A 26,329-nucleotide genomic window follows, 5' to 3' on the forward strand; every position below is an offset into this window, starting at 1 on the left:
CCCGATCGCTCAATCCTTTTTTGCTGTTGGTAAAATCAGCATGGCATCGCCAAAGGAATAAAAGCGGTACTGATGCTCGATCGCTTCTCGGTACACATCCAACAGCCGAAGCCTTCCAATCATCGCACTTACCATCATCATCAAAGTAGAGCGGGGCAAGTGAAAATTGGTAATCATCCCCTCTACAACCCGCCACTTGTAACCAGGGTAGATAAACAAATTGGTCGGGCCGCAAAAAGGTTGCAAGGAAAAATCGCCACTCGCGGCGGCGGCTCCCTCTAAAGCTCGCACTGCTGTGGTACCCACGGCAATGATCCGCCCCCCTCGGGCTTGAGTTTCCCGGATTTTCTCAACGGTGGCGGGGGGTACTTCCACCCATTCGCCGTGCATTTTGTGAGCCGTCACGTCTGCCACCTCCACCGGTCGAAACGTCCCTACTCCGACGTGTAAGGTGACAAAAGTTTTTTCTATTCCCCGCTGTTCCAAGCGGCTGAACAATTCTTCGGTGAAGTGCAGGCCTGCTGTGGGGGCAGCCACCGCCCCAAGCCGATCGGCATAAACAGTCTGGTACTGTTCCGCTGAAGCTTGGGAATTTTCGATGTAGGGCGGCAGGGGTACGTGCCCGTATTCGTCCAAAAACTTCGCCAGATTCTCATCTGTGGGGATGTCAAACTCCAACAGCCGTCCCCCTGTTGCGTCGTCCCTCTCTATAACTGTTGCAGTCAATCGACGACGATCGGCGGGCATCGTGGCATCGGGAAGGCAACAGCAAGGAGCTGTGGTCGAGTCCTGACAGGCAGAGGCGATGGGATCAAACTCAATTTTTGCTCCCAACTTTAAGCGTTTCCCCGGTTTAACCAAAGCCAGCCAACAGTTGTGCTGCCGTTCTTCCATCAACAATATCTCCACAGCCGGGCCGTTGGGTTTGTGCCCGTAGAGCCTCGCTGGCAGCACGCGGGTGTTGTTCAGTACCAACAAATCGCCCGGTTGCAGCAAATCGGGTAAATCCCTAAAAATCCGGTGTTGGTGGCTGCTGGGAGAATCTACAGCCAGCAAGCGAGAACTGTCCCTCGGCACTACGGGATTTTGGGCAATGCGTGAGGGCGGAAGTTCGTAGTCGTAGCCGTCCAAAGACCAGTCCATCTCTGTCATCGAGTGAATTCCTGTGCGATCGATCTGTCAACTGGGTAACAAATTGGGTAAAAACCCCCATCCAAAGTCGGGTGCTTTTCCCCTTGTGGTGGCGGGTATAGCCCGCGAGGATAGAGGTATAGCATCAGCTTTGCTCATAAGGATCGTTATGGAATACCTCTACTACATCGCCAATACTAGCCTTACTCTGAGAGTCGTGGATTACCTACGCACGGCTCACCATCTTCCCTTGCAATTTATCACTGTTATTCACCAAATTGACGGCTGGGTGGTAAAGGTGAAAATGAGCCAATATTTAACTCCCGAAATGCACGGGGATTTTCGGGCTTTTATGAACGAACTCGGGATTCCTTACGATCCTGAAATTCGCTTGCAAATGGCGCTTTGGAGTTTGGAAACCGGACAGTCGCCACTGAGCGTGATGCGCCGCTACCAGGTGGCAGTGGTTTGTCACGGCAGCCCTGACCGCAAAGAAATTGAAGCGTTTCGCCAGCAGTTTGTCAAGGGCCTGGGGTATTGCCCGGAAACTCTCGCCTAGATTGCTACGCATATAAATTAACTGTGATGACAGAACAGGAGAGGGAGAGAAGGGGAAAGCGGGAGAAGATTTAACGCTTTTTTCAGCTCCGTTAAAGCTCAAGAGAGAAATGCGCGACAGCCTAGGCAAGTTAACAATAAAAAATTACCTAGTGGCATTGCTTTGAGATTTTACCCTCTAAATTTTAATTATATACTTTTAAATGCTAAAAGCCGACCGAATGTATTCTTGCAGGGTGAGTCGGTAGTTTCCTGCAACGGCGGATTGAGAGTTCGCTGCAGTTAATGGTGGTAATATTTGTTTAGTGTTTTGTTTTGAAGGTTCGCACCTGACTAAAGCGACATCAAAGCGACAAGAATTATTGGCTAAATCTGGATGAGTGCTTAAAAATATTTCGGCTGTTTGCCAAAGTTTGGCTTTTTTTGTGGTGGTAATAGCCAACATTCCACCAGCATCCCAATTTCCTCGACGGCGAGTTTTTACCTCAACAAATGCTAATGTTCGGGATGTGTGATTGGGAAGAACTTGGTTTTTTGCGCTTTCTTCATCTCTTCCGAGTGCGATGATGTCAATCTCTCCCCAGCGACAGTGCCACTGCCGGTGCAAGATTTCCCAACCTTGCTGCTGCAACCAGTCGGCGACTAAATTTTCTCCCAATGTACCGATATCCCTAGAGTTTGGGGATTGAGGGGAATTGGAGTCAGCCGTGGCAAGCGGGCGATTCCCTACGGGATAGCTACACTTGACGCTCTTTCTGGTAGAATTCAATTCTGAACTGTCACGACTGCCCATTAGCTTGAACTTGTATGATGATTTCTCGACTTCGCCAACATATTTATACTTTCTTGCTGAGTTTTGTTATTTTAGCAGTAATTGCCGCTGGGGCGATCGGCATTAATCCCGCACCTGCTTTCGCATTGGATCACGACAAAGAAATCCTAGTCGGCGCAGATTTTACTGGCCAAGTTCTGACTGACGACAGCTTTAATAAAGCCAATCTTCGCAACAGCAATTTTACTAATGCAGATTTGCGGGGTGTCAGCTTTTTTGCTGCCAATATGGAAGAAGCAAATTTAGAAGGCGCTAATTTCACGGGGGCTACTTTAGATTTAGCTCGCATGATGAAAGCAAATTTAACTAATGCTATCCTTGAGGGTGCTTTCGCTTACAATACAAGGCTGGAAGGAGCTATCATTGACGGTGCAGATTTTACTGAGACACTGCTGCGAGACGATATGATAGAAAAACTTTGTAAAGTGGCAAAAGGTACTAATCCGGTGACGGGTAGAGATACTCGCGAAACTCTTTTTTGCGATTATTAAAATCTCGTTTAATAAAGGAATAAAGTTTTTACTACAAACGGGTTCGTAGTAAGGACTTTATTCCTTATATCAGTTTAAAATAATGTAACGGCAGGCAAGCTTCAAACCTATATCGAACGAGTCATCTCCAATCTAAAATCTAAACTTTAAAAGGGTATTAGCCCCAAGGCACGGAGGTTAAATCGTAAAAATTAACTTGACGCAGTCGCTCTAATTCCTTGAGCCATTCTTGTTCGGCACAGAAGAGTTGGTGATATTCTATAGCCTCTTCACCACTGCTCGCGGCCTTGGCTTTTTCCCACATATTGAGTGCAATTCGGCGGCGCTTCATGCTGATAATTTGCTCGATACAGGCGAGGGCAGATCTAATGACTAGAGGTGCGCGATAAACATTTCTTTCTGAGAACTCATTCAAGTGAAATAAATGCGAGATTTGATTGAGTTGATGGGGATATTCAATGAAGCTATCTTGTAATTTCAATATTAACTCAGAAGGGGTTACTTGTAAAGACATTTTGTGCAATATTTCTGCATTCACAATCTGGTGCCACAAAAATCTGTGGTGAGAAAGGCTAAACTGCAGGTCTCTAGCTTCTATTGCTTCTCTAACATCTTGGCGGTATTCGGGACAGTGCAAATAAATCTGCAATAATTGCGCTTCTGCTTCTTCTAAAAGACTGCGAGCTACAGCAGCAGATAAACTTGATTTTGAGCTTTTGTTTTCGCTACTTGCACGCTGTTTTTTATATTGCGTGTGCCGCTTCAGCTTCTTTCTAATTAACGGCGGAATTGTCAAAGATTCGTCTTGACTCAGCCTTTTACCCCAATCGCTAACTACTTGGTTTAACAGATTTTCTCTTAGTATTGGTGTCCGTTTAGAGTCTTCTTTACTTAGGATTTCCGCGCACTTTGCAATGTAAAGTATGAGTTGATTATCGTTAGTAATATTAGTTAACAAACTAATAAAATTTTTAGTAATTTGCTGGTAAATATCTGCTTTTTTTAAATCTTGATTAACCAGCATTTGTTGCAGTTGCCAGTCGATCCACAACGGAGCATTTTCGAGCAATTCTCGATATTGTTCTGGGGAGTATGTTTTGAGATATTCGTCGGCATCTTTGCCGTCGGGAATGTTGAGTACCCGCAGTTGCACTTCTCCTTGATAAGCAAGTTTTTCTATTTCTCCAATCGCGCGTTCGGCCGCTTGAGTTCCTGCTTTGTCGGCGTCAAAGTTGAGGATAATTTGTTTGGAGTCAGTGTACCGCAATAACTGCCGCACTTGGTTTAAACTTAAGGCTGTGCCGAGGGAAGCGACGGCGTTGGAGATGCCGGCGGCGTGAAGTGCGATCGCATCAAAGTAGCCTTCTACAACCACTGCGCGATCGGCTTTGCTAATGGCTGTTTTTGCTGTATCTAAGGCGAACAAAGTTTTGCCTTTGTCGAACAGTTCTGTTTCGGGAGAATTGAGGTATTTCGGCTGTTCGTCGCCGAGAGCTCTGCCGCCGAAACCAATGACTCTGCCTTGGGTGTCGCGAATGGGAATCATAATCCGATTGCGGAAGCGATCGTAATAACCGCTGCCGCCATTTTTTCGGGGTACAATTAATCCAGCTTGTTCTACTAATTGCGCCGGATAGTTTTTCTGTTCTACTAAATAACTGTAAAGTGCTTCCCAACCTTGGGGTGCATAACCTAATTGAAATTGTTGGATAGTTTCTTCGCTTAGCTGGCGCTCTGATTTGAGATATGCTAAGGGTTCTTCTCCTTGGGTTTGTCGCAAAGCGTGTTCGTAAAAGTTGGCTGTTAGCGCTGAGATTTCATAAAGTTGTTCCCGCAGAGAAATTTGCCGCTGCAATTCTTGTCGGTGTTCCGGTTCGACAGTTTTGACGGGAACTTGATAATTTTTAGCTAATTCTAATACTACTTCGCTGAAAGAGCGTTTCTCCAATTCCATGAGAAACTTAAAAGCATTGCCGCCTGCACCGCAGCCGAAACAATAATACATTTGTTTGCCGGGACTGACAGTAAAGCTGGGAGATTTTTCATCGTGAAAAGGACACAAACCTACAAATTCTTTGCCGCGTTTTCGCAACACGACGCGACCGGAAATAACGTCTACTATGTCGGCTCTTTGTTTAACTTCTTCGATGGTTTCTGGATGCAGCCGGGGAACTTGCATAGGGCTATTTTAGGCAAATTGAAAGTATTGGAGAAGGAAAGCACTACACGGATGAGGACACGGATACACGGATGAATTATCTACTCTGAGTGATTTCTCATGAGATTCAAAATCCCAGCCCCCTTAAAAAGGTGAAAGAATCAGTATCAAAGTCCCTCTTTTTAAGGGGGATCTCCGGGGATAGAAAACACGCCCTAGGGCATAAATTTATTGTAAGATATTTACACTAACTGTAAGGAGCATCGAAAATAATGCGAATTTTAATGATGGGCGGTACTCGGTTTATTGGGGTTTATCTTACTAAGATTTTAGCAGCACAAGGGCATGAAGTGGTGTTGTTTAACCGGGGCAACAAGCCTGTACCGGTTGCGGGCGTAAAACAGATTCAGGGCGATCGCACAAATGTCGAACAACTGCAAGAAAAGTTATCGACGGTCGAGTTTGACGCGGTTTTTGACAACAACGGCCGCGAACTCAGCGATACAAAGCCTTTAGCTGAAATATTGAAAGGGCGGGTGCAGCACTTTGTTTACATGAGCTCTGCAGGGGTTTATTTGAAATCGGATCAAATGCCTCATATCGAAGGGGACGCTACTGATCCTAAAAGCCGGCACTTGGGTAAATGCGAAACCGAAAATTACTTGGCCGAGTCCGGTTTGCCTTGGACTTCGATTCGCCCGACTTACATTTACGGCCCCCAAAATTATAACGATTTAGAGGCTTGGTTTTTCGATCGGATTGTGCGCGATCGACCGATTCCGATTCCCGGTAACGGAATGCACTTCACGCAGTTGGGGCACTGTCAGGATTTGGCTAAAGCAATGGCGGCGGTTTTGGGGAACGAAAGGGCGATCGGGCAAATTTACAACGTTTCGGGCGATCGATTTGTCACCTTTGACGGTTTAGCCCGCGCCTGCATTCAAGCCGCAGGCAAATCCCCTGATGCTATTAAGATTGTACACTACGATCCGAAACAATTTGACTTCGGCAAAAAGAAAGCTTTTCCGATGCGATTGCAGCACTTTTTTGCTTCAGTTAATAAAGCTGTCACCGATCTTAACTGGCAGCCGGAATTTGACTTACTTTCTGGATTGAAAGATTCTTTTCAGAATGATTATGTAGTTTCGGGACGGGACAAAGCTGAGATAGATTTTTCAGTCGATGATCAAATTTTGAAATCGGTTCAAAGTTAAGTTAGAGTGGGAGCATCCCAATCCCCGAAAAAATCTAGAACCCCACCCTAACCCTCCCCTAGTAAGGGGAGGGAACAAGAAAGAAAGCAAAGGGAACTAAATTAATGATTGAAGAACGGCATAATGGATTTCACCCGTAAATTTATTTTATGGAAATTCAAACTCCCCAGTGGTCGTTCGACCCATTAAAAAATTTAGAGAGACCATGTTAGAATTTTCAAATGCGGAAGATGTGACAGCTTGGTTGGAAGCTAATTCTCCAAACGACTAGGAAATATTAGGTGAATTTCATGCTTGGAATAACACTCGGCAATCGCTACAGTATTATCCGTCACTTGGGAGGCGGCGGATTTGCTCAAACTTATTTAGCTGAAGATAAGCAGCTACCAGGCAATCACCTCTGCGTCGTTAAGCAGCTTAAACCTCAAGCAACTGATCCGCAAACTCTACAGGTAGCAAGACGTTTATTCGATACCGAAGCACAAGTTTTGTACAAATTGGGAAATCACGATCGCATTCCCCGACTTTTTGCTTTTTTTGAAGAGAACCAAGAGTTTTACCTAGTTCAAGAATTTATAGAAGGTCACGATTTAAGTCAAGAAATTACGCCCGCTTCTCCTGGGAATGCGGGAGTCATGCAGCAAGATCAAGTTATTTGTATATTGCAAGAACTTCTGGAAATTTTAGATTTTGTACACCAGCAAAATGTCATTCACCGCGATGTCAATCCCCGCAATATTCTCCGCAGAGATAGAGACGGAAAATTAGTTTTAATTGACTTCGGCGCAGTCAAAGAAATTACTACTCAAATCACCAACTCTCAGCCCAAAAATAGCCTGAGTGTCAGCATCGGTACTCCCGGTTATATGCCCAGCGAGCAAGCTCACGGCAACCCCAAACTCAGCAGCGATATCTATGCCGCAGGTGCGATCGCAATTCAGTTCCTCACTGGCATAAATCCTCACCAAATGCCAAGAAACGCCGATACAGAGGAAATTATTTGGCAGGACAAAACATCAGTCAGCCCTGAATTTGCGAAGATTTTAGATAAGATGGTAAAGTACGATTTTCGCCAGCGTTATTCTAGTGCCGGCGAAACGCTGCAAGCTATTAAAGAATTGAAAGATTCTTTCAGCGGTACAGTTCCTGTATTGCCTCCGGTTGCTGCTGCGAATAAGCCTGTAAAACACCGCAAAAAACTGTATTTAAAAATATTGTCGATCGCCAGTTTAATTGGTATCAGTATTATAGCATCAATTTATGGTGTAAATAGTTTTAATTCTGCCAATGCAACTGACCTGTACAACCGAGGCAATACTCTTTACAATTTAAGCCGATTTGAAGAAGCTCTGGCAGCTTACGAGCGAGCAATAACTCTCAGGCCTGACTACGCGGAAGTTTGGCAGGAAAAAGCCAAAACTTTGTACGAATTGAAAAAATATCGAGAATCGCAGTCAGCTTATGATAAAGCCATAGAATTAAAGCCGGAATACTTGGAAGCTTGGACGGGACGCGGTTATGCTTTGGATAAGTTGCAACAGTCTCAAGAGGCGATCGCATCTTTTGATAACGCTTTGAAAATCCAGCCCGACTATGCCGCCGCGTGGGAAGGCAGAGGCGATGTTCTGTTAGATTCGCAGCGGTACGAAGAGGCGATCGCCTCCTACGAAAAAGCTGTACAATTTCAGCCCAATTTGTACGGTGCTTGGTACAATCGGGGACAAGCTTACCAAAAATTAAAACAGTACGATCGAGCCGTAGAATCCTATGAAAAAGCAGTTGAAATTAAATTCGATAATTCTGAAGCTTGGTACAATTTAGGCAATGTTTTCCTAGAATTAAACAAAAACCAAGAAGCTTTTGAAGCCTACGAAAAAGCCGTACGGTTTCAGCCCAATTTTTATCAAGGCTGGTACAGTAAAGGCATCGCTTTGCTAAAAATGCGCCGACATGAAGAAGCGGTAGAAGCTTACGAAAAAGCTGTCAAATTAAAACCTGATTATTATCAAGCATGGTACAATTTAGGTTGGTCGTACCACGAATTACGCAAGTATGAACAAGCAATTGAGTGTTACAGCAGAGCCTTAGACTTAAACCCGAAAGAATATCAAGCCTGGTACAATAGAGGAAATGCTCAGTACAATTTAAAACGGTACGAAGATGCGATCGCCTCTTACAATGAAGCCGTCTATGTCAAGCCTGACTACTCGGAAGCTTGGTACAGCCGCGGCAATGCACTTGTAGCAGTAAAAAGATACGAAGATGCGATCGCCTCCTATGACAAAGCAACTCGCTACAAACCGGATTACGGAGCGGCAATGGAAGCAAAAAAGCGGGCAGAAAGTCAGCTAGGAAGCAGCCCGCTAGAATCCGAACAACAACAATAATTCTTATTAGTTCCCTTAAGCGGACTTTGTTTGACAAGAAGCAATTTTAATTGCCAACTTTTATATTTTAGCGAACAGCGGGAGCAATTACGGTAACTCGGCGGCTGTCTACTAACATCGGCCAAAAACCTCGATCGCTCAATGCTTTTACCGCAGCAGTAGCGGCGTTTTGATCCGTTGTATAAGCGACGAATAAAAAGGGACGCTGGCCGTAGGAAGCTAAGCCTACTTGCGTGCCTAATGCTTGCCTGACTTGGGCGGCTAATTCCGGTTGGTTGAAGTAATCTACTAACACTGCATAACTAGGGCCCAGGGGTTGGGGATTGAAGCCTAGATTGCCCGTTGAAGGATTGGTGATTGGTTCAGAACCTGGTGCTGGCTGAGGGCTGTAGACTGGCAAATTTTGGGGTAGTGCCGCTGCGGGCGATCGTACTACGTAAGCTTGTAATCCGACAACATCTTCGATGTATTTAACCCAATCGCTGGCGATTTGCGAGTCGCGAAAGCCACCAACTCGCGTCACCGTGTCATTGATGTACCGACAAACTGTGTTGTTAGTATTTCCAGGGAAAGAGCGTTTTGCTCTTTCTTGCTGTTCGGGTGTTCGGGTGACAATTAACAGTAGATATTCATCGGGCTGAGGCGGTTGGCAGCTCGATTGAGCTTTAACAGAACTCGATAAAATTGTCAATACCAAAAGGGCGATCGAAGTAGCAGAAAATAGGGGAAGAGACAAAATAAGTTTGTACAATTTACCCCTAATTGTTGTTAGTTCTTTTGTCGGATATTTTGCTATTTTAGTCATGCTGTCTGTAGGGATGCGAGGGCATCGGGAATAGTTGCTGACGGTGCTTGAAATTCACCTGTCAGTACATATTCTAATCGCAGTTTCAACCAGGTGATGAAGACTGGATCGGTAGAAATAATAGCGGCGGCTGGCTGAGGGCATTTTGCTTTAACTTCTGCCATGGTCGGTGCTTCTAGAAAAGCCGGCTGTTTGACCAACCAGAAGTCTATTTGTTTTTCTTGTTCGTTGTAGTTGCGGGTTCTTTCTTTAAACACTTCATCTAGGGCTTCTTCTTCTAGCAAAAAGCGTTGGCTGGCTAAAACGTAGTAGTAGGTTTGCATTTTTGTCGGTTGTTAGGGGTTGACGGTTAGCGGTTAATGCCGCCTGTACTGGCCAGTTTTGCTGGTCAGGGGCGGGCTTGCCGAGTTGCGGTCGTTGGAGAGTTCTAGACTCTTGTGCCGTTTACTTTACCTTATTTGCTGTCATCTTGGGTAGATGCAGAGCAAGTCGCCTCAGAAAAATCTTTGGTGGTGAGAGTTGGAGGAGTTGTGAGAGTTGCGAGAGTGGCTGGTTGTTTGGGGATTTGGGCGATTATTTTTCTGGCGAGCGATTTTTGGGAAAATTTAGGTGACAATAGGAAATTAGATGGAATTGCAGGTTGAATAATTACCAATTCTTGAGGCAATCTGGGGGCTGTTAAACTTGATTGGGAGTAGTTTGCATATGAAAACACTTCGGACAGTTTTTGATTGGGAACCCTAAAAAAAGGCTTTCATGGTGATCAATGTGCTCGCGGGAAAATCACGGGTTTGTGGCTACTACCTAAAAATAGTCCTTACTATTGTATTAAAAATGTAAAATGTGTGGATTGATTTGCTCTGACCGGAATAGCCATCGCCCCGCTGTCACTTCCCCCATCCCGCCAAAAGCGATCGCCCTCCGCCCCTGTTCAAATAAGCTCAACAAATCAGCTAAATTTGTTGCCCACGTACTGCAACCAAAGGCTAAACTAATCTAAGTTTTACCATAAAATTTTCTCCCCGTTCATGAACATCGCTTATTTAGTCAACCAATATCCCAAAGTCAGCCACAGCTTTGTCCGCAGAGAAGTGCTAGCCGTTGAAAAATGCGGCATGAAAGTCGCACGTTTTTCGATCCGATCCTGCGAGTCTGAACTCGTTGATGAGGCCGACAAACTAGAGCAAGAATTGACTAAAGTAATCTTAGGAGTTGGTGTACAGGGGTTAGCGTGGGGTTTGCTGCGCGTTGCCGCAACTAGACCAATTCGATTCATCGAAGCTGTGCGGTTAATGTTCAAAGTTGGCTGGCACTCGGAACGGGGGATTTTGCTGCATCTAGCTTATTTAGCAGAAGCTTGCATTCTTTTAAATTGGTTTGCAGAATCCGGTACAGCACACGTTCACGCTCACTTTGGGACAAATTCGACAACAGTCGCTATGCTGTGCCGCGTGCTTGGCGGCCCGACTTACAGTTTCACCGTTCACGGCCCTGAAGAATTTGATAAAGCGACACTTCTTTCCTTAGACGAAAAAATTAAGCGATCGACCTTTGTAGCAGCAGTTAGTTCCTTCGGTAAAAGTCAGCTTTTTCGGTGGTGCGATCGCACTTTTTGGTCAAAAATTCACGTCATACACTGCGGCGTAGATGCCGCATTTTTAGCTGCACCCTACGTCCCCATACCCGCAGCACCCCGCTTAGCTTGCATTGGCAGACTCAGCGAACAAAAAGGTCATTTGTTATTGCTAGAAGCTGCTAACTTGCTAGCAGTTCAAGGCTTAGAGTTTAAGTTGGTACTGGTAGGAGACGGGCCACTGCGATCGGATATTGAACAGCAGATTCTGCAACTCGGCCTGCAAAATCATATAGAAATTACCGGCTGGGCCAGTGGCGATCGAGTTCAGCAAGAGATTTTAGCTTCACGGGCAATGGTATTGCCTAGTTTTGCTGAAGGTTTGCCCGTCGTAATTATGGAAGCCCTCGCTCTCAATCGGCCCGTAATTAGCACTTATGTTGCTGGCATCCCCGAGCTCGTAGAACCCGGTGTTTGCGGTTGGTTAGTTCCTCCCGGTTCCGCAGAAGCATTAGCCGTCGCGATGCGCGCGGCACTGGAAGCACCTTTAGAAAAGCTAGAACAAATGGGGAAAACAGGAGCAGAACGGGTTGCTCAACAACACAATGTTGATTTAGAGGCAAAAAAATTAGTGGCGCTGTTTGAGAGTGCTTAAGAATGTTGCAAAACCTATGGATTAACTGACATCTTGCACCATTATTAATAAGTCTTTCAAGGGCGGGCAGGATGCCCACCCCACAGGAAAATTAATTGTTTGTGGAACAGGCATCTTGCCTGTTCCTTTAATTAAGCTGTAATTGTTGGTGGAACAGGCATCTTGCCTGTTCCTTTAATTAAAGCAACCTACTTACAAACTTTTTAAGGAATAGGAACAGACCGCAACAACTTGTCAACAATCGTCTTAGCCCTTCTTCCCCCCGCCGGAATCAACCGGTGAGAAAGTACGTGCGGCGCCAAATACTTCACATCATCCGGGGTAGCAAAATCCCGGCCCTCCATAAATGCCAAAGCCTGGGATGCCCGGTGCAAAGCCACCGCACCCCGGGGACTCACCCCCAGAGTAATCTCCTCATCCTCTCGCGTCGATCGCACCAAATCTACAATATACTGTTTCAAAGAGCCTTCCACCTTCACAGCAGCGCACAAACCACGCAATTCCTGCACTTCTTCCAAAGAAATACAAGGCTGCAAATCTTCAACAGCAAAACTATCAGAAAGCCGTTCCAACATTTGCAACTCTTCCAACGCAGCGGGATAGCCCAAAGTCAAAGACAAAGTAAACCGATCCATCTGCGCTTCCGGTAGCGGAAAAGTGCCTTGATATTCGATCGGGTTCTGAGTCGCAATCACAAAAAACGGCGTCGGAACATTTCGAGAAACTCCATCTACTGTCACCTGCTTTTCTTCCATCACTTCCAGCAAAGCTGACTGAGTTCGTGGCGTCGCCCGATTGATTTCATCGGCAAGCAAAACATTAGCAAAAACTGGTCCGGGCAAAAACTCAAACTCTCCGCTGCGCGGATTCCAAATATTAGTACCCGTGATATCCGTCGGTAACAAATCGGGAGTACACTGAATCCGCTGAAACTTCCCATCGATCGATCGCGCCAAAGACTTCGCCAGCAGCGTTTTTCCCACACCAGGCACGTCTTCCAGCAGCGCGTGTCCGCCGGAAAGCACGGCTACCAACACCAAGCGAATAGCATCGGCTTTGCCAACAATAGTTTTGCCTAGATTTTGTTTGAGCCGCTCAATATGTTGTCTCATATCCCTGATTTCTAATTGTTAATTGCTAATTGCTAATTGCTAATTGTTGAAAAGATATCAAGATTGCCAAAATCTTGAGTCTTTGCCTTGCGGACTTCGTATTTGTACAACTAGAATTTAGTCTGACTCATCTTGCACCATTTTTAAAACCGATCGCCTGTTCTAGATCACATAATTATTAGACTTTAGCAGCTAATACGCTTCTAGCAATATCACAATCTGCCTGAATTTGAGTTTTGAGAGCATCCAGAGAAGCGAATTTTTGTTCGGGTCGCAAAAACTCTACCAAATTCGCGCTCAAGGTTTGACCGTACAAATCCCCAGACCAATCTAACAGGTGAACTTCCACAGTGGGTTGCAGCCCGTCTACCGTCGGGCGGCAACCAACATTCATCACCCCATTGACAAAAGACAAGTTTGATGGAGTGCCGGGAAATAGAGATTTGGGATTTTCCCCCTGATAGGAAGAACTTTCATCTTTGATCTTTTCCCATCCATGCTTCACCGAGACTCGCACCGCGTACACGCCAAAACGTGGCAAAAATTTTTCCGGCGGCAGTTCGATATTAGCAGTAGGAAATCCGATCGTCCGGCCCAGCCGCTGTCCCCCAACCACAGTCCCGACTAAACTGTAAGGTCGCCCCAGCAACTGATTGGCTCTTGTGAGGTCGCCGGATGCCAGACCTTCGCGGATTGCAGAACTGCTGATCCGATCGCCCTCACCGCAATTATGCAGCGGTACAAGAGCAACATCAATACCGTAACCAGAGGCGATCGACTGCAAATCCACAGCCGTCCCAGCGCGTCCCCGTCCAAACCGAAAATCTACCCCCACACTAATTCGACTCGCTTTTAGTTGTCGCACCAAAATTTCCTCGACAAACTCAGAAGCAGTCAAAGCCGCAAGTTCTCGATCGAACGGCAGCAGCACAAGTTGCTCGACGCCCATTGCTGCGAGCAATTCTACCTTTTCTGCCAGAGGCGTCAGCAGTTTTTTCGGTTGACCCGTAAAAAATTCTTGCGGGTGCGGATCGAATGTCACCACAGTGCAGTAAAGCCGATCGACCCCATCAGAATCGATCCCAGAGAGGCTGTTGCCCTCTGCCTTGGGGGCTATCAAACTATCGAAATTATGGCTGCTGCCGGCTCGATCGGGCGGTGCTGCTGAGTCGTTGTAGCAGGTCGCCGGAGGTTCGCTTTCCAAATTTTCATCTCTGCCAGCGTAGGAGCGCAAGTTTGGCCCCGACGCAAGAATCGTCGCAGAATTTTGCTCAGGCGATCGATTTAAAATTGGCTGCACGACTTGTCGATGCCCTAGGTGCAAACCATCAAAGTTTCCCAAGGCAACAGAAGTTGGAGTCAGAGCAGCGGTACAAGAAGAAGTTACCCACACGCTTAAAATTTTGACATACTTAGCCAGATTGCGATCGCCAGTCGATGTTAGATTTTAGATTTTAGATTTTAGAATTGACTCCACAGATAAATCTGGAAGCTGGAACTTTGGTCTAAACTTTTTGGTTTTCCACGACAGAAGTACGTGGCACGGTATCCGTCTTTAAGTGAGGTCAGCCCTCGCTTAAATGTCAGATTTCACCGATCAATATTTCAGAACCATCTGACAAGCTCAAATCCATCAGACATGAACTTGAGGCGCTTGCACCGACGCTTCAGACAAATCGTTATCAGGAGGCAACAATTGTAACGACAAACCTTCCCGCGCCATCAAACTGTTCGGGAACCTTTGAGCCACTTGTTCTCCCACCCTGTCTAAAAACTCGTCATTGTGCAGCGGATCGTGGTGAAAAATCACCAACTTTTTGACATTAGCAGCCTTTGCTACCTTCACCGCTTCCTGCCAAGTCGAATGTCCCCAGCCGACCTTGCTGCTCTTCTCGGCATAATACTCCTCATCGGTATAAGTAGCGTCGTAGATCAGCACCTCAGCATCCTGAGCCAAATGCAGCACATTTTCGTCTAAACGGTCGGGAAAATGTTCGGTATCAGTCACGTAAGCAGCCGCATACCCCCGCCAGTTGACGCGGTAGCCTATAGCTTCCCCAGGATGGTTCAGCAAAGCAGTTTCCACCTTAATCTCTCCGATTTCCAGCGGTTTGCCCACTTCTATATCGTTAAATTTCAGGTCTGCCCCCATAATTTGCAGGGGTACCGGAAAATTGGGGTGCAGCATCTGGTCATGGAGGCGCTGCTGGATAGTAGCCTGATTAGGAGCAATAGCCCCATAGATGTGAAAGCAGTTCCCAGGAATAAAAGCTGGGACAAAAAATGGGAATCCTTGAATGTGATCCCAGTGAGAGTGAGTAAAAAACATATGAGCTTTTACGGGCATCTGGGACAGGAGAGTTTGTCCCAAAACCCGCAATCCAGTACCGCCATCGAAAATTAGGCGGCTGTCACCCACTCGCATTTCTACACAGGGCGTGTTGCCCCCGTAACGTACTGTTTCTGCCCCGGGAGACGCTATGCTACCTCTAACGCCCCAGAAGTGAACCGTGAATTGGTTTTGCATACTAGACATGGGTTTTCTTGCAAGATTGTTCTGGCGAGTTGGCGAGTTATCGATAAGGTGTTTACATATTACTAAGGGCTTTATCATCAAACCCAAGTTCTTTAACGGTCGAGTTCCCCACTTGTTGGAAGTGCCAAGAGTCTCGCTCATCGCGAGAATGCAAAACTGTTGGGCTTGACAACTGAGCAATAAATTACAAGGTAGACTAATGAAGTCTCGATCGTAACTATTCTTTTCGTCTCTTCACTAGCCTAACCTCCGCAGACACACTTTGGGGCAGTAGTTCTGTATTAGTTTGGTCAAAAGCCGCTGTTTTTCCAGCCTCCGCACTTGGCGAACACGATCGCGCGGTCGGTTGTTTGCCTTGCTGCTTTACGGGTTAGAACGCGGATGATGGGCTTCCTGCTATCTACTCCGGTCGATCAACCATAATATGCAGGTGTCGGGACTTTTTTGCGCCGATATCTGGCTGATATTGCCGATCGGGCGTAAAGGCGCCTCTACAAGAATGACGGTTAATTTACCCGACTGGAGATGATCCGGCCATTTAACCGCTGCCCATGAGCATCAGGGACTCGTTTTTACCCGAACCCGGTTTAATTAACTCAACTCCCATTAATTCAAAAATCTTAGCAGTTTAGGAATGCTTCTGCTATTAATTATCAACTAATACTGTCTGGATTCTCGGCCCGCCCGGAGGCTGCGGTTCGTCCCGCCAGCGGTCAAGCTGAACCCAGCCTCATCTGACACCGGAGTAGCAGCGAGAGTCCGGGCCTGCTGGCAAAAGGCTAAATTTTCGTCGTGCATTTCTTGGCGGACGAATTGAATCACTCAAAATTCCCCTATTTTCGGAAATTAAAAAATTTTGATTTTTTGCCATCATGCCAACTCCGATCGCCTTTCTGTCTCCAGAGTGATGCAGAAATATTCGCTGTTAACCTCTAGTGATTTTCTCAAAAATCTTCAATAGCTCTATTTTTGGTAAGGATTTCTCGGAATTCAGCGCAGTTGCGGTACTCGCCACGGGGTTGAATTTCCGGTATCATAGAAGCTTAGAGTCTTATTTGCCGAGAATCTAAATCAGTGCTAAAAAAGCCTGGATAACTTTAAGTTATTTTTCAAAAAAGTCAGTATGAATCAAGTTAAAAAAACTACAACCAAGCTGAATAGATCGCCTGTGAAAGTGTCCGATCGCACTTTAGAACTCGGTAATCTTCCGTTGAGCGACCTGTCTTTAGAAATAACTGATGGTCAAGCTTTGAGAGAATTTAGTTTGGACGATCGCCCGCCGGCAACCCCAACAGCCACAGGCCGGACTGTCGAAACAAGACGCCAGAGGGTAAATGGCAAGACCTCCTGGGCCCGATCGCCTGTGGTTTCTACTGCGTTTCTCAAGTGGCTGCTAGAGAGTTTGACTCGATCAAAAGGTTGGCTGGGAGTTGTCACCCTGGCAGCAGTTTGGGGGTGGTGGAACAGTCAGTTACTTTTTTCCACAGGCCTGGGGATAGCAGCGATGATGCTGGTTTACCGAGGGCAGTCGTGGGACTGGCAATTGCTGCGGGCAAAAGGCGAGCAATTTTGGGAGGGCCCGAACCGTCGGTTCGTTTTAGCCGTCGGCACCGGCGGCATTGCTACCTTGGGCGCTTACATGAGTTTGGCGATTTGGGCGGACTCAAGCAGCCACTGGATGGCTTTGAGCGTGATTTTGCAGAATTTGGGCACGATCGCGATTGCAGGGCTGTTGCTGCGGCAAGGGTTGAGTCTGGGGGCCGCAAAAGATGAAGTGGCGCTCGATCGCATTCTGGCGGATTTGACTGATGCTGACCCCGTGAAGCGTTTGATTGCAGTGCGGCAAATGACCGATTTGGTGAATCAGGGTGGGTTTGGCCCTGTGAGTTCCGTCAAAAGTTCGATCGCCCGTTCCCGCGCTGCCGAGTGCTTTCGCCTGATGCTGAGTCGGGAACCAGAAGCTGTAGTCCGCAATGCCCTTCTCGAAGGTTTGCAGACTTGGGACGCTACTTATGGCTTTGTTGCTTCGGACAAATTATCTAAACTTATCTAAAGCTATTTTTAGATCGTCCGAGTTTACTTCCTACGCTATTGAGTGGAACGTAGTGGAAAGAGTCGGCTATCCCTGGCTGCCGAGGGTTCCCAGTTCAAAATATTAACGCTTGCATTCCAATTGCGATCGATATATCTACCACAAGCAGGACAATCATAAGTCCGAAGACGAGCGTGGCATATTTTTTTTATTCCCACAATTCGATCAAGTTTTAGAACTAGGGTACCATTGGTCTACTAGGATTAAATTTGCTCCATACATTTGGCATTTGTAATCGAGTTGACGCTTGAACTCGTAAAACCCAAGATCGGATATTGCCCCGCCCGTTTGTGATTAGCCATCATCCCTTTTATATTCAAGTCTTCTATTTTGATGAGCTTGAAAGTCTTGGCTAAGTAAATTGTTAACTTGTGCAAGAAATCTTGACGAATACAAGCTATTTGTGTGTGAATTAGGCTAATTTTATTGTAGGTTTTGCGCTGGTTATTGGAGCCTTTTACCTGCTTTGACGCTTGACGTTGTAAAGTAGCAAGTTTGGTTTTCGCACTGCCTATCAACGGTTTTGGTGCGGCGTTGCTGATTCACGGTAGGAATTACCTTTTCGCTTGAAGTTACAAAACTCACCCTGCGAGGGCTGATCGCAATTGGGACATCTTTAATTCATAGTTAATGCCTAGGTCGATTCCCACGGATGCCTGAGATTGCTGAACTGGTAAACGTTCTGCATCAACACACAATGAAATAAACCAACGACTGCCTTATTTTGAAAGAGTAAAAGTTTGAGACACGTAACCACATTCTAGTGGCACACGCCAAGCCGAAACGTTCCCAATGTAGGAATCTTAATGGTGTTAAGCTGTTGTGGCATTTAAATTGTATGTCAAAAAAATTTAAAGTCTTGTGGGGAGTAGGGGTTGGGCGTCCCGCCCGCCCTGAATATACAATTTAAATGCGCGACAGCTTACCACCTTTTAGAAGAACTTTTGGGCTAGATGAGTCAACTGTAAAAGATTGACTATTCCGGCGACTGGCGAAGTTTGGATGACCTGCTTTCCCGGAACGATACCGAGTAAACGCATCTTTCCAGTCAATCAAAGCGTTTTGGTAGACTCCGCTAGACAACCGATTCATCCAAGCGAATTCAGGTTGCTTCTTGACGTGGTTGGTGAGAACTTTTTTGACTTCATTTATCACCTTCGAGTCCGAAAGCTTGCCCTCACTATATATTTGAGTTCGCAAGCTTAACCCGAAATTAAACACAACCCGCCTTCATCCTGCGTGTTTTGCCATCAAAGTCGCTTCGTTGTTATTCAATTTTAGCGATCGTTTGACGGCAAACATAGTTAAACTTACTTGGAATTCTTTACTTGGTGAAGTATATGGGACTCTGAACAAGGATCTATATCCTCTACAATATTCTTAACTTTTGCTTGATATTTCCGTAACCCGTAGATGCGGGAAGAAAAGCAGTCGATAATCGAGAGTAAATCTTGAGTCAATTCTTCATGCGGTGAAAGGGTTTCGGCGTTGGCGACGATAATCGTTCCGCCATTCCACTGTAGAATTTGCTCGACCAATTCAAATCCAAATCGGCAGAGTCGATCTTTGTGAGCCACGTATAGCATCTTGACTTCGCCCTGTATTGCCCATTGTATGATTTGCAGGAATTTGGGACGATTGAAGTTCAGTCCTCCCCCAATCTCTTGAATGGAGTCCGTGATGGAGACACCTTGGGCCAAGCAAAATTGTTCCATAGCCTGTGTCTGGCGAAGTAACTCTGGTTTTTGTGCAGTGGATGAGACGCGGCAGTAGACGATAACTCGGTTTGGTGTTTTACCTGTTTTCAGATTTCGGGCGATACTCAGGTGACTTTCTGTATAAAGACGCTGGTTGCCTAGTGTCCTATTGGGGACTAACTTGCCTTCACTTTCCCAACGCCGTAAGGTAGAAGACGAAACTCCAACTAACTTTCCAAATTCTGCCACTTTCCACATAAAACTTCTTCTTAAGGATTAACTATGGATAAGTTTAGCGAACTATTTGGCAATTTAGTTCAAATCTAAAATCCAAACATTAAGTCATCGACTATTAGCTGACCGTCAAAAGCGTAAAAACTAATTCGATGAATATTCGGAGCTTTTACGCGCAGGGGAGCCCTAGGGGCGATCGGAGAATTAGACCCGACCAGATTGGGCGCCGGCATTTCATCCTGAACAATTGGGTTGCCGTCAATGTCACAAGCTGATAAAACAGTTCGTCGCGAACTGGTGACAAGTCCTGACACCCAGCGAACTGGATACTTAAAAGTTACTTCTATCAGTCCGCTTTTGGGGGCGCCCATTAACACTGTTGCCCCAGAACCCGTGAAAAATGCTGGGTTTGAAGGTTGGATGGCGACGGCATTGCTAAAAGTCACCCCCCAATGTGCAAACTGGTGTTCTACTACTTCAAAGCATTTCAAGTCTTCTAAAGCTACGCGGACGATCGCAGGTACTGTGGCACGCGATCGCACCTCTGACCCTGCGCCTGAGCGTTCTGGAGTGGCGACAACAGACTTTTTGCCGTTTAAATCCATGCTTCGACAGGCTGTGTCAAATTCTGCAAACCCGTCCGATTGAAGACTTTTCGCATCAACCATAAAACCCTCGCGATCCCTTTTTCTGAGCAGTTGCATTTTAGTAGACCTCCCTGAGATTAGTTGTTTCTTCTGTTTTGGAATTGATAACGGCGAGGTCAGTGATTGCCAAACCTGCAATTAGGAATCGAAACCCCATTGCCCGCCCTCCAACAAAGACTTTCGACCTCAAAAGCCACTGCTCCGCAAAATATCGTGATTAATGATTTGTGATTGGCGAGCGTCGGCAAACCTGCCGCCTGCCTGAAAGCCAGTTCTAATAGTCCTCCTTTCCGAGCGCCTGCTTTCCCAGTTAGCGAACAGACTCTATTTTGTTGAGGGGTCTTACCCATCATTTTGCTATTATCTCCCATCAGCGGTAGTTTGCAAGGGTAAGGATAACTACACAGCCGAATTGCCCAAATCGCAAAACTTACTTGCTGTCTGTAGTTTCACGCTTCACCTGTACTAAAATAGATTTAAATCATTACTCAATCTTTACAAAAACGCCACCAGCTTTGCAAGTTTTTTAAACAAAGACGGGGCGACGGAAAAGAATCTAAAATATAACAGCGATTAAGGTTAGTTTATGCTTGTACCCCTCGGCTTCGGTCAGCGATCAATAGTTACTTCTCTCGGCAGAATGGTTTACTACACTGCTGAAAAAATGCCTTGGATGGGGTTGCCGACCTCAACTTCGGAAAATAAGCCGAACTTAGTATTTTTTCACGGTTTTGGCGGCGGGTCGAGTGCCTACGAATGGTCGAAAGTTTATCCGGCTTTTGCGACAGAATATCGAATTTTAGCACCTGATTTAATCGGTTGGGGGCGATCGGAACATCCGGCAAGAAATTATCAGGTTGAAGATTATATCACAACTTTGATCGAATTTCTCGAAAAAACTTGCGGCAGTCCGACAGAGGTGATTGCTTCTTCGCTAACAGGGGCGATCGCGATTCGAGCTGCGATCGCACGGCCGGATCTTTTCAAATCTCTGATTTTGACCATACCCAGCGGTTTGTCGGACTTCGGACAAGATTACGGCAGCAGTTTCTTCGCTAAGCTAGTCAACACGCCGATTTTAGATCGCTTGCTCTACAGTACCGGAATCGCCACAGACGGCGGCATCCGTAGCTTCCTAGAACAACGCCAATTTGCCGATTCGCGTCGCGTTTACCAAGAAATTGTTGATGCTTACCTCCAATCTGCTTTGGAACCAAATGCAGAATATGCCGCCCTGTCTTTTGTGCGGGGAGATTTGTGCTTTGATTTGTCGCTGTACATCACTCAGCTAACAAGGCCGACAGCGATTATTTGGGGAGAAAAATCGCAGTTTACCGGGCCCGATATCGGCCAGCGGTTGGCAAATCTCAACCCCGAAGCAATCAAAGTTTTTCAACCTCTGGAAAACGTAGGTTTGACTCCGCAGTTAGAAATTCCCGCTGTCACGATTGGCTTAATTCGGCAATACTTAAAATTGCTTTCGGAAGGGTGAAAAAGTTCGGCAACGGATTTTTAAATGGATGTAACGGATGGAGGAAAAAGGAAGAAGGAAGTTCGGCAACGGATTTTTTAACGGATGTAACGGATGGAGGAAGAGGCAACAAGGAAGATTAATTACCCATTACCCATTAGTCCTTACCCATTACTAAGGACTAATGACTAATGACTACTGACTACTGACTACTAATTATTCTTTTACTCGCACGTCGATAACGCTGGCGTTGAAAATGTACTTGTTGCCTTCAAGCTCTAGCGTAGTGCCAATTTTGACTTTCGTATTACCTAAAACAGGGCCATTTTCAGTAAGTTGACCTTTTCCCTCTAAGGTAAACATCATATTTTTGCTGAAAGCTTCTTCTTCTCTGGGATCGGGGAGAGCTTTCAGAGTGCCGTTGGGCTGAGGAACTGCTAGGGTTCTGGTGAGAGTTTTGACCGATTTGATGGTAATCTGACCGGAGGGTTGATTGCGGATTACCACATTGATTTTATCACCTGGTTTGAACAAATCTTGAACGTTTGTTCCTTTGAGACCGATCGCAATTGCATCAATTTCTACAGGTTTGACACTGGTGCCGACTTGGGCGACGGAACCGCCAGAAGTGCCGGGAAAGAAAAAGATTCCGACTGCAACTAGCAGTACGATCAGAGCGGCAGCTACGTCTAGAATACTGAGTTTGCCGAATAGCCGGCCTTGAGAATCCAAAATTTTCATAATCGCCTATTATACTGATAGCGACAGGAGTATGTTTACAAGCTCAGGACTTACGCAGACATCGATGAAAAACAGATGGTGCTATTGCTGAGCTACCGCTGGCAATGACATACTTTATTGATGCGTAAGTCCTGAAGCTAAAAGATATTACCACAACGATCGCCCAAAATCCGCATGACTGGGGCACTTAACCCAGAAGGCAGTTAACGGCGGTTGGTTAGCCTTGGCTGGATCGCCCAGAAGCTGGTGGCGACGTTAAAAATTGACAAAAAGCTAGAATAGCAACTAAGCAGCCTCAAATTACGTCTGCCTATTTAGTGACTTTTCGAGTTTTTCCTACAATTTTATCTAACTTCTGGCACCTATCACTCATGTTAAAAAATTTTTGGTTGACTTGCCGGCGTACTTGCGGCCGGGGGATTTATCTGTTTCTGTCCCTGATTGTGGCTGCGGGTATCGGGGTGGTTTCCCCGGAACCGACTCAAGCATTTTCTTTGCCTGAACTGATTTTTCGGGGCATTCAAGTTATTCAATTGTCGAATATGTCCGATCGCCAAGAGGTGACTATTGGCCGACAAATTAATCAGCAGTTGACAAGCAGCGAGTTTAAGATTGACCGAGATCGCGACACTACAGAATATATCAACCGCATCGGTCAACGACTCGCTCAAGAAAGCACTCGCCCAAATATTCCTTATACTTTTCAAGTGATTGACGACGACACGATTAATGCTTTTGCAACTATGGGCGGTTTTGTTTATGTGAATAAAGGTTTGATGACGGCGGCGGACAATGAGGCAGAATTGGCAAGTGTAATCGCCCACGAAATCGCTCACATTAATGCTCGCCACGCGATTAAACAAATGCGTCAAATGGCCATAGCTTCAGGCGTAGCTTCGGCGACAGGGCTCGATCGATCTCAGGCGGTTCAGATTGGCGTGGAATTGGCTTTGCGCCGTCCCCACAGTCGCCAAGCTGAGTATGAAGCGGATCAGTTGGGATTGCAAACTATGGGGCGAGCGGGCTACGCTCAATCTGGGATGGTTGATTTTATGAAAAAGTTGCTCAATAAGCCTTCTCCTCCGAGCATTTTGAGCACTCACCCGGCAACTGGCGATCGCATTGCTGCTATTTCGCAGGCTATAGATCCAGATCTTGCTAGCGGTGAAGGTTTGGATAATGAGAATTACAGGCTAGAAATCCGCAGACTTTTAGGTTCGTAGAAATGTAAATCAGTCAGGCACTCTCTTATTTTCTCTTCTCTTCTCTTCTCTTTTCTTACTTCGCGATCTAGCGCTAACGCGCCGCTTCGCTAACGCGTCTTCGCGGTTCGTTAAAAAATAAATCCAGTTACTAGGGTAAGTCAGCAGCAAATTAATTTCGATTTAATAGATCGGACTTAAGCTGACATACCCTACAACTAAAACTTGATTTAACACTCCTGTGGAACAACAGAATCGATCGCAGGTTCCGGGGGTGCAATCGGCTGCGGCTTCAATTGCCTGACAACTTCGTCAAACGGCAAAATTCGGACTTGATGGTTAAATACATTTACTTGATAAACTCTGCGGTAGCTGAGGTCAAATCCTGTCAGCCAGCCGCTTTTGGGATGATAAGCACCCGTGTCAATATCCAACCACCCTTCGCCCCTGACTAATTCGCCCGGTCTCACCCCATGAAAGGTAAAGGTGATCGTGTGACCTGTGATAATTAATTTATTGGGAAAATAGGGTTTCGACATGGTGTGAAATTCCCTGCGAATCCAACAAAGTTGTTCGATCGACTGTTCATCGATCGACAGATGGGGGTCAACGCCCGCGTGAACCAGCCAGATGTCCCCTAAGTCCCGGTACGTAGGGAGCGATCGCAGCCACTCTAAGTGTTTGTACGGCATCATCCCTGTATCTCTGTAGCTTGCTACTGTCGCATCGCCGCCGCTGTAGAGCCAAGATTGCCACGCTCGCATATCCATCGGCACCCCTGACAAAGCCTCCAGCATCAGTTGTTCGTGGTTGCCCAACAGAGTTTGGTAGGGGCTTTGCTGCACAAAATCTAATACCTGAGCGCTTTTGGGACCACGATCAATTAAGTCTCCCAAAAAATAGACGCGATCATTCGAGCTGGGGGCAAGTGCCTCTAGCAGGGTCATTAAGCCGTCGTAATGCCCGTGTACGTCCCCGATAACAATGCGCCGGTGCTCCATTGTGTTTATCCGCTTCCCTGACTCAAAAGCCCCATCTCTAGCTTATAGCATCTGATTTTGCTGTTATTTGCCTCCCCTCTTTTACGGTGGAGGGGTGTCACCCATTATACTGCTTTTTATAAAGATTCTGTAAAGCTCACCAGTAGCTGTTTGCCTAGCTACTGATAGAAAAACAGGCAAGCTGTTAATTTTGCTTCTGCAACTGCTGTTACTGAGGCAAAGCTTTGAGTTATTTCACCGAAAAACGAGCGAGAAGCCCCGGGCTACCGACATCGGGAGGAAAGTGGCTGCGACTTCAGTCGCCTCGAATCAAAATCCATATGAATAACCGTCTTTTTTATGAATTGGTTTGCAATATTTATGACTAATCCCTGCTACTCTTCCCATCGTGGTGGCGATATCAAACGAGCCGGATGCACGGCATAGAACTCGTCCCGTGTAAGAGCCGATTTTCTTGCCGGCGGTGACGGTCGCACTGATAATATCACCAGTTTGAAAACCTTGATGAATTTGCTTTCTTGATTTATGACGAATTGGGAAGCCAAACTTATCTGTACCGCACATTTGTCGGGTTCCATGTCCGGCTGCCTTGATTAGCAGCGGTTGAGAAGTCAGCACCTTCAATTCTTCGACTTTGCTTACACACGCTGCATCTAACCAGTGGCATTTAGGCAGTTGTAAACGAGTCCGATTAAACTTCGTTTGACCGCCAGAACCCGTGGTCACAGGAAGTTCCGTTTTTTTGAGCCGATTGAGCAATGCCCAACGTGTCGAGTTGACCGCAGCAGCATCTTTAAGAGAGCGTTTTCTTTGTGCTTGGATACGTTTGAGAACATCAGATTTCTGGGATAGAAATTGCTCAATTTCTTGAGTATCTTTCTTTTTGTTGCAAGAATCGCAAGCCAGACAAAGATTCGAGATACGATTCGTCCCGCCTTTAGCTTTAGGGTGAATATGTTCAACCTGTAATGGTGTATTTGTAACACCACAATAAGCACAGTTTCTATCCCATTTCTCAAGAAGATATTCGCGAATTTCGTAACCCAAAAGTGTGCCTTGTTGGTATTCAATACCTGAGATTTCAGGGTTTTCAAGTTGTTGTAAATCAAATCGCACAAGTTCTTGAGCTATTGACCCAATCGGCGCAAGTTTGATTAGTTTGTTGACCCAGGTAAGTGTGGTTTCGACCCGATGTTGCAGACTGGGTGCTAGCCAACCTTGAGGGCGGGTGCGATTCAAGAATCTTGGTTGACGATAACGAGTGTGCCGATTGCGCCGTCCCCTCCGCAGTTGACGGCGTGAGAGTAGAGCATCTTTAATTGCCTGACCTCTATGAGTTAGTTCTGCTGCCCAAATGACTTGTGCGCCCTTCAATATGGCAAAACCTGTCACCCTGGAGCCAGGATCGATCTTGATCTTTAAATTGGGTAAGGTTGGATCATCCTGGTATTCTTTAAGTATCAGAGTGAAAGGAAACTTACGGTAAACCGCCGCTTGTTTTTGCTTCAGAAGTCGCCGTGCAAAGCCGGGATGAACTGGTGCTAGCGGTTGTTTCTTGGCATCAATTACAAAAACAAAATTAGACATTTTAAGTCCTCCATTGCTGGGTAAAGTTCGCTTCGAGAATGTTTTCTGAGCTTGTTATGCCAAAAGCACTGGTTTAACCCCGTTAAGCCTGTTTAACTTTTGGCGATAGAGCGGAAAACTAGCGTCGTATTCTCCGGTATCATGACTCGAAAAACGTAGGTCTAATCCTGTCTCTGGTAAGGTTCGGGCTTTCTCCTTGAACCGC

27 protein-coding genes are annotated in these 26,329 nt (G+C 46.1%); 9 read left to right on the forward strand and 18 right to left on the reverse strand.

The window, feature by feature from the left end:
- Positions 1–9: 9 nt before the first annotated feature.
- Positions 10–1,152 (reverse strand): tRNA preQ1(34) S-adenosylmethionine ribosyltransferase-isomerase QueA, encoded by a 1,143-nt coding sequence (queA, locus tag QUA34_RS05905; RefSeq protein ID WP_333384807.1) that lies wholly within the window; start codon positions 1,150–1,152, stop codon positions 10–12.
- A gap of 148 nt (positions 1,153–1,300) precedes the next feature.
- On the opposite strand from queA, the gene QUA34_RS05910 reads away from it, so the two are divergent.
- Positions 1,301–1,690, forward strand: a complete 390-nt coding sequence (locus QUA34_RS05910) for a hypothetical protein (RefSeq protein ID WP_006632408.1) — start codon at positions 1,301–1,303, stop codon at positions 1,688–1,690.
- Positions 1,691–1,888: 198 nt separating this feature from the next.
- On the opposite strand, the gene QUA34_RS05915 is transcribed toward QUA34_RS05910, so the two are convergent.
- The gene (locus tag QUA34_RS05915; protein ID WP_333384809.1) at positions 1,889–2,482 is read right to left on the reverse strand and encodes a YraN family protein; all 594 of its coding nucleotides are present in this window, start codon (positions 2,480–2,482) and stop codon (positions 1,889–1,891) included.
- 14 nt (positions 2,483–2,496) lie between these two features.
- Here QUA34_RS05915 and QUA34_RS05920 point away from each other — a divergent pair, with 14 nt between their 5' ends.
- Positions 2,497–3,012: a pentapeptide repeat-containing protein gene (locus tag QUA34_RS05920; protein ID WP_333384812.1), complete on the forward strand. Its 516-nt coding sequence runs from the start codon at positions 2,497–2,499 to the stop codon at positions 3,010–3,012.
- 157 nt (positions 3,013–3,169) lie between these two features.
- Here QUA34_RS05920 and dnaG read toward each other — a convergent pair whose 3' ends face one another.
- Positions 3,170–5,191, reverse strand: a complete 2,022-nt coding sequence (gene dnaG / locus QUA34_RS05925) for a DNA primase (RefSeq protein WP_333384815.1) — start codon at positions 5,189–5,191, stop codon at positions 3,170–3,172.
- 251 nt (positions 5,192–5,442) lie between these two features.
- Between dnaG and QUA34_RS05930 the strand changes: the two genes are divergently transcribed.
- A complete protein-coding gene (locus QUA34_RS05930; protein ID WP_333384818.1) occupies positions 5,443–6,384 on the forward strand; it encodes an NAD-dependent epimerase/dehydratase family protein in 942 nt (313 codons plus the stop codon).
- Between the two features lie 290 nt (positions 6,385–6,674).
- Positions 6,675–8,771 (forward strand): tetratricopeptide repeat protein, encoded by a 2,097-nt coding sequence (locus tag QUA34_RS05935; protein ID WP_333384821.1) that lies wholly within the window; start codon positions 6,675–6,677, stop codon positions 8,769–8,771.
- A 67-nt stretch (positions 8,772–8,838) separates the two neighbouring features.
- On the opposite strand, the gene QUA34_RS05940 is transcribed toward QUA34_RS05935, so the two are convergent.
- Both QUA34_RS05940 and QUA34_RS05945 read right to left on the reverse strand, forming a co-directional pair.
- Complete coding sequence (locus QUA34_RS05940) at positions 8,839–9,576, reverse strand: hypothetical protein (protein ID WP_333384824.1); 738 nt, start codon at positions 9,574–9,576, stop codon at positions 8,839–8,841.
- Positions 9,573–9,899 (reverse strand): MgPME-cyclase complex family protein, encoded by a 327-nt coding sequence (locus tag QUA34_RS05945; protein WP_333042436.1) that lies wholly within the window; start codon positions 9,897–9,899, stop codon positions 9,573–9,575. The genes QUA34_RS05940 and QUA34_RS05945 overlap by 4 nt, the downstream gene beginning before the upstream one ends.
- Positions 9,900–10,013: 114 nt before the next feature.
- Here QUA34_RS05945 and QUA34_RS05950 point away from each other — a divergent pair, with 114 nt between their 5' ends.
- Positions 10,014–10,220, forward strand: a complete 207-nt coding sequence (locus QUA34_RS05950; RefSeq protein WP_333322020.1) for a hypothetical protein — start codon at positions 10,014–10,016, stop codon at positions 10,218–10,220.
- A gap of 384 nt (positions 10,221–10,604) precedes the next feature.
- Positions 10,605–11,804 (forward strand): glycosyltransferase, encoded by a 1,200-nt coding sequence (locus tag QUA34_RS05955; RefSeq protein ID WP_333384828.1) that lies wholly within the window; start codon positions 10,605–10,607, stop codon positions 11,802–11,804.
- 203 nt (positions 11,805–12,007) lie between these two features.
- On the opposite strand, the gene QUA34_RS05960 is transcribed toward QUA34_RS05955, so the two are convergent.
- From QUA34_RS05960 to QUA34_RS05975, 4 genes are all read right to left on the reverse strand, one after another.
- Positions 12,008–12,916 (reverse strand): MoxR family ATPase, encoded by a 909-nt coding sequence (locus tag QUA34_RS05960; protein WP_333384831.1) that lies wholly within the window; start codon positions 12,914–12,916, stop codon positions 12,008–12,010.
- A 178-nt stretch (positions 12,917–13,094) separates the two neighbouring features.
- Complete coding sequence (locus tag QUA34_RS05965) at positions 13,095–14,309, reverse strand: bifunctional riboflavin kinase/FAD synthetase (RefSeq protein WP_333384835.1); 1,215 nt, start codon at positions 14,307–14,309, stop codon at positions 13,095–13,097.
- A gap of 240 nt (positions 14,310–14,549) precedes the next feature.
- Positions 14,550–15,452 carry an MBL fold metallo-hydrolase gene (locus QUA34_RS05970; protein ID WP_333085160.1) on the reverse strand — a complete coding sequence of 301 codons (903 nt, stop codon included), beginning with the start codon at positions 15,450–15,452 and terminating at the stop codon, positions 14,550–14,552.
- A 657-nt stretch (positions 15,453–16,109) separates the two neighbouring features.
- Complete coding sequence (locus QUA34_RS05975) at positions 16,110–16,274, reverse strand: hypothetical protein (RefSeq protein ID WP_333384838.1); 165 nt, start codon at positions 16,272–16,274, stop codon at positions 16,110–16,112.
- A 301-nt stretch (positions 16,275–16,575) separates the two neighbouring features.
- Here QUA34_RS05975 and QUA34_RS05980 point away from each other — a divergent pair, with 301 nt between their 5' ends.
- Positions 16,576–17,505: a hypothetical protein gene (locus QUA34_RS05980; protein WP_333085162.1), complete on the forward strand. Its 930-nt coding sequence runs from the start codon at positions 16,576–16,578 to the stop codon at positions 17,503–17,505.
- A gap of 35 nt (positions 17,506–17,540) precedes the next feature.
- Here the strand turns inward: QUA34_RS05980 and QUA34_RS05985 are convergent, their stop codons facing one another.
- The 6 genes from QUA34_RS05985 to QUA34_RS06010 form a co-directional block, all read right to left on the reverse strand.
- Positions 17,541–17,702, reverse strand: coding sequence for a zinc ribbon domain-containing protein (locus QUA34_RS05985; protein WP_333085163.1), 162 nt, complete (start codon positions 17,700–17,702; stop codon positions 17,541–17,543).
- Between the two features lie 7 nt (positions 17,703–17,709).
- On the reverse strand, positions 17,710–17,766 hold the full coding sequence (locus QUA34_RS05990) for a hypothetical protein (RefSeq protein WP_333322245.1): 57 nt from the start codon (positions 17,764–17,766) through the stop codon (positions 17,710–17,712).
- The gene (locus tag QUA34_RS05995; protein WP_333322008.1) at positions 17,748–18,062 is read right to left on the reverse strand and encodes a transposase; all 315 of its coding nucleotides are present in this window, start codon (positions 18,060–18,062) and stop codon (positions 17,748–17,750) included. The genes QUA34_RS05990 and QUA34_RS05995 overlap by 19 nt, the downstream gene beginning before the upstream one ends.
- A gap of 388 nt (positions 18,063–18,450) precedes the next feature.
- On the reverse strand, positions 18,451–18,744 hold the full coding sequence (locus QUA34_RS06000; protein WP_333384843.1) for a hypothetical protein: 294 nt from the start codon (positions 18,742–18,744) through the stop codon (positions 18,451–18,453).
- A 110-nt stretch (positions 18,745–18,854) separates the two neighbouring features.
- The gene (locus QUA34_RS06005) at positions 18,855–19,499 is read right to left on the reverse strand and encodes an IS607 family transposase (RefSeq protein WP_333322004.1); all 645 of its coding nucleotides are present in this window, start codon (positions 19,497–19,499) and stop codon (positions 18,855–18,857) included.
- Between the two features lie 65 nt (positions 19,500–19,564).
- The gene (locus tag QUA34_RS06010; RefSeq protein ID WP_333384845.1) at positions 19,565–20,143 is read right to left on the reverse strand and encodes a hypothetical protein; all 579 of its coding nucleotides are present in this window, start codon (positions 20,141–20,143) and stop codon (positions 19,565–19,567) included.
- Positions 20,144–20,708: 565 nt separating this feature from the next.
- Here QUA34_RS06010 and QUA34_RS06015 point away from each other — a divergent pair.
- Positions 20,709–21,614 (forward strand): alpha/beta hydrolase, encoded by a 906-nt coding sequence (locus QUA34_RS06015; RefSeq protein WP_333322000.1) that lies wholly within the window; start codon positions 20,709–20,711, stop codon positions 21,612–21,614.
- A gap of 195 nt (positions 21,615–21,809) precedes the next feature.
- On the opposite strand, the gene QUA34_RS06020 is transcribed toward QUA34_RS06015, so the two are convergent.
- On the reverse strand, positions 21,810–22,334 hold the full coding sequence (locus tag QUA34_RS06020) for a DUF4330 domain-containing protein (protein ID WP_333042459.1): 525 nt from the start codon (positions 22,332–22,334) through the stop codon (positions 21,810–21,812).
- Positions 22,335–22,705: 371 nt separating this feature from the next.
- Between QUA34_RS06020 and QUA34_RS06025 the strand changes: the two genes are divergently transcribed.
- Positions 22,706–23,557 carry a M48 family metallopeptidase gene (locus QUA34_RS06025; RefSeq protein ID WP_333321996.1) on the forward strand — a complete coding sequence of 284 codons (852 nt, stop codon included), beginning with the start codon at positions 22,706–22,708 and terminating at the stop codon, positions 23,555–23,557.
- Positions 23,558–23,766: 209 nt separating this feature from the next.
- Here the strand turns inward: QUA34_RS06025 and QUA34_RS06030 are convergent, their stop codons facing one another.
- Entirely contained in the window at positions 23,767–24,537 is a 771-nt protein-coding gene (locus QUA34_RS06030; protein ID WP_333321994.1) for a metallophosphoesterase family protein, read from the reverse strand.
- Positions 24,538–24,846: 309 nt separating this feature from the next.
- Positions 24,847–26,124, reverse strand: coding sequence for an RNA-guided endonuclease IscB (iscB, locus tag QUA34_RS06035; RefSeq protein ID WP_333321991.1), 1,278 nt, complete (start codon positions 26,122–26,124; stop codon positions 24,847–24,849).
- Between the last annotated feature and the right edge of the window lie 205 nt (positions 26,125–26,329).

Origin of the sequence: Microcoleus sp. POL10_C6, from assembly GCF_036701585.1 — a bacterium.
Classification (GTDB): Bacteria; Cyanobacteriota; Cyanobacteriia; order Cyanobacteriales; family Microcoleaceae; genus Microcoleus.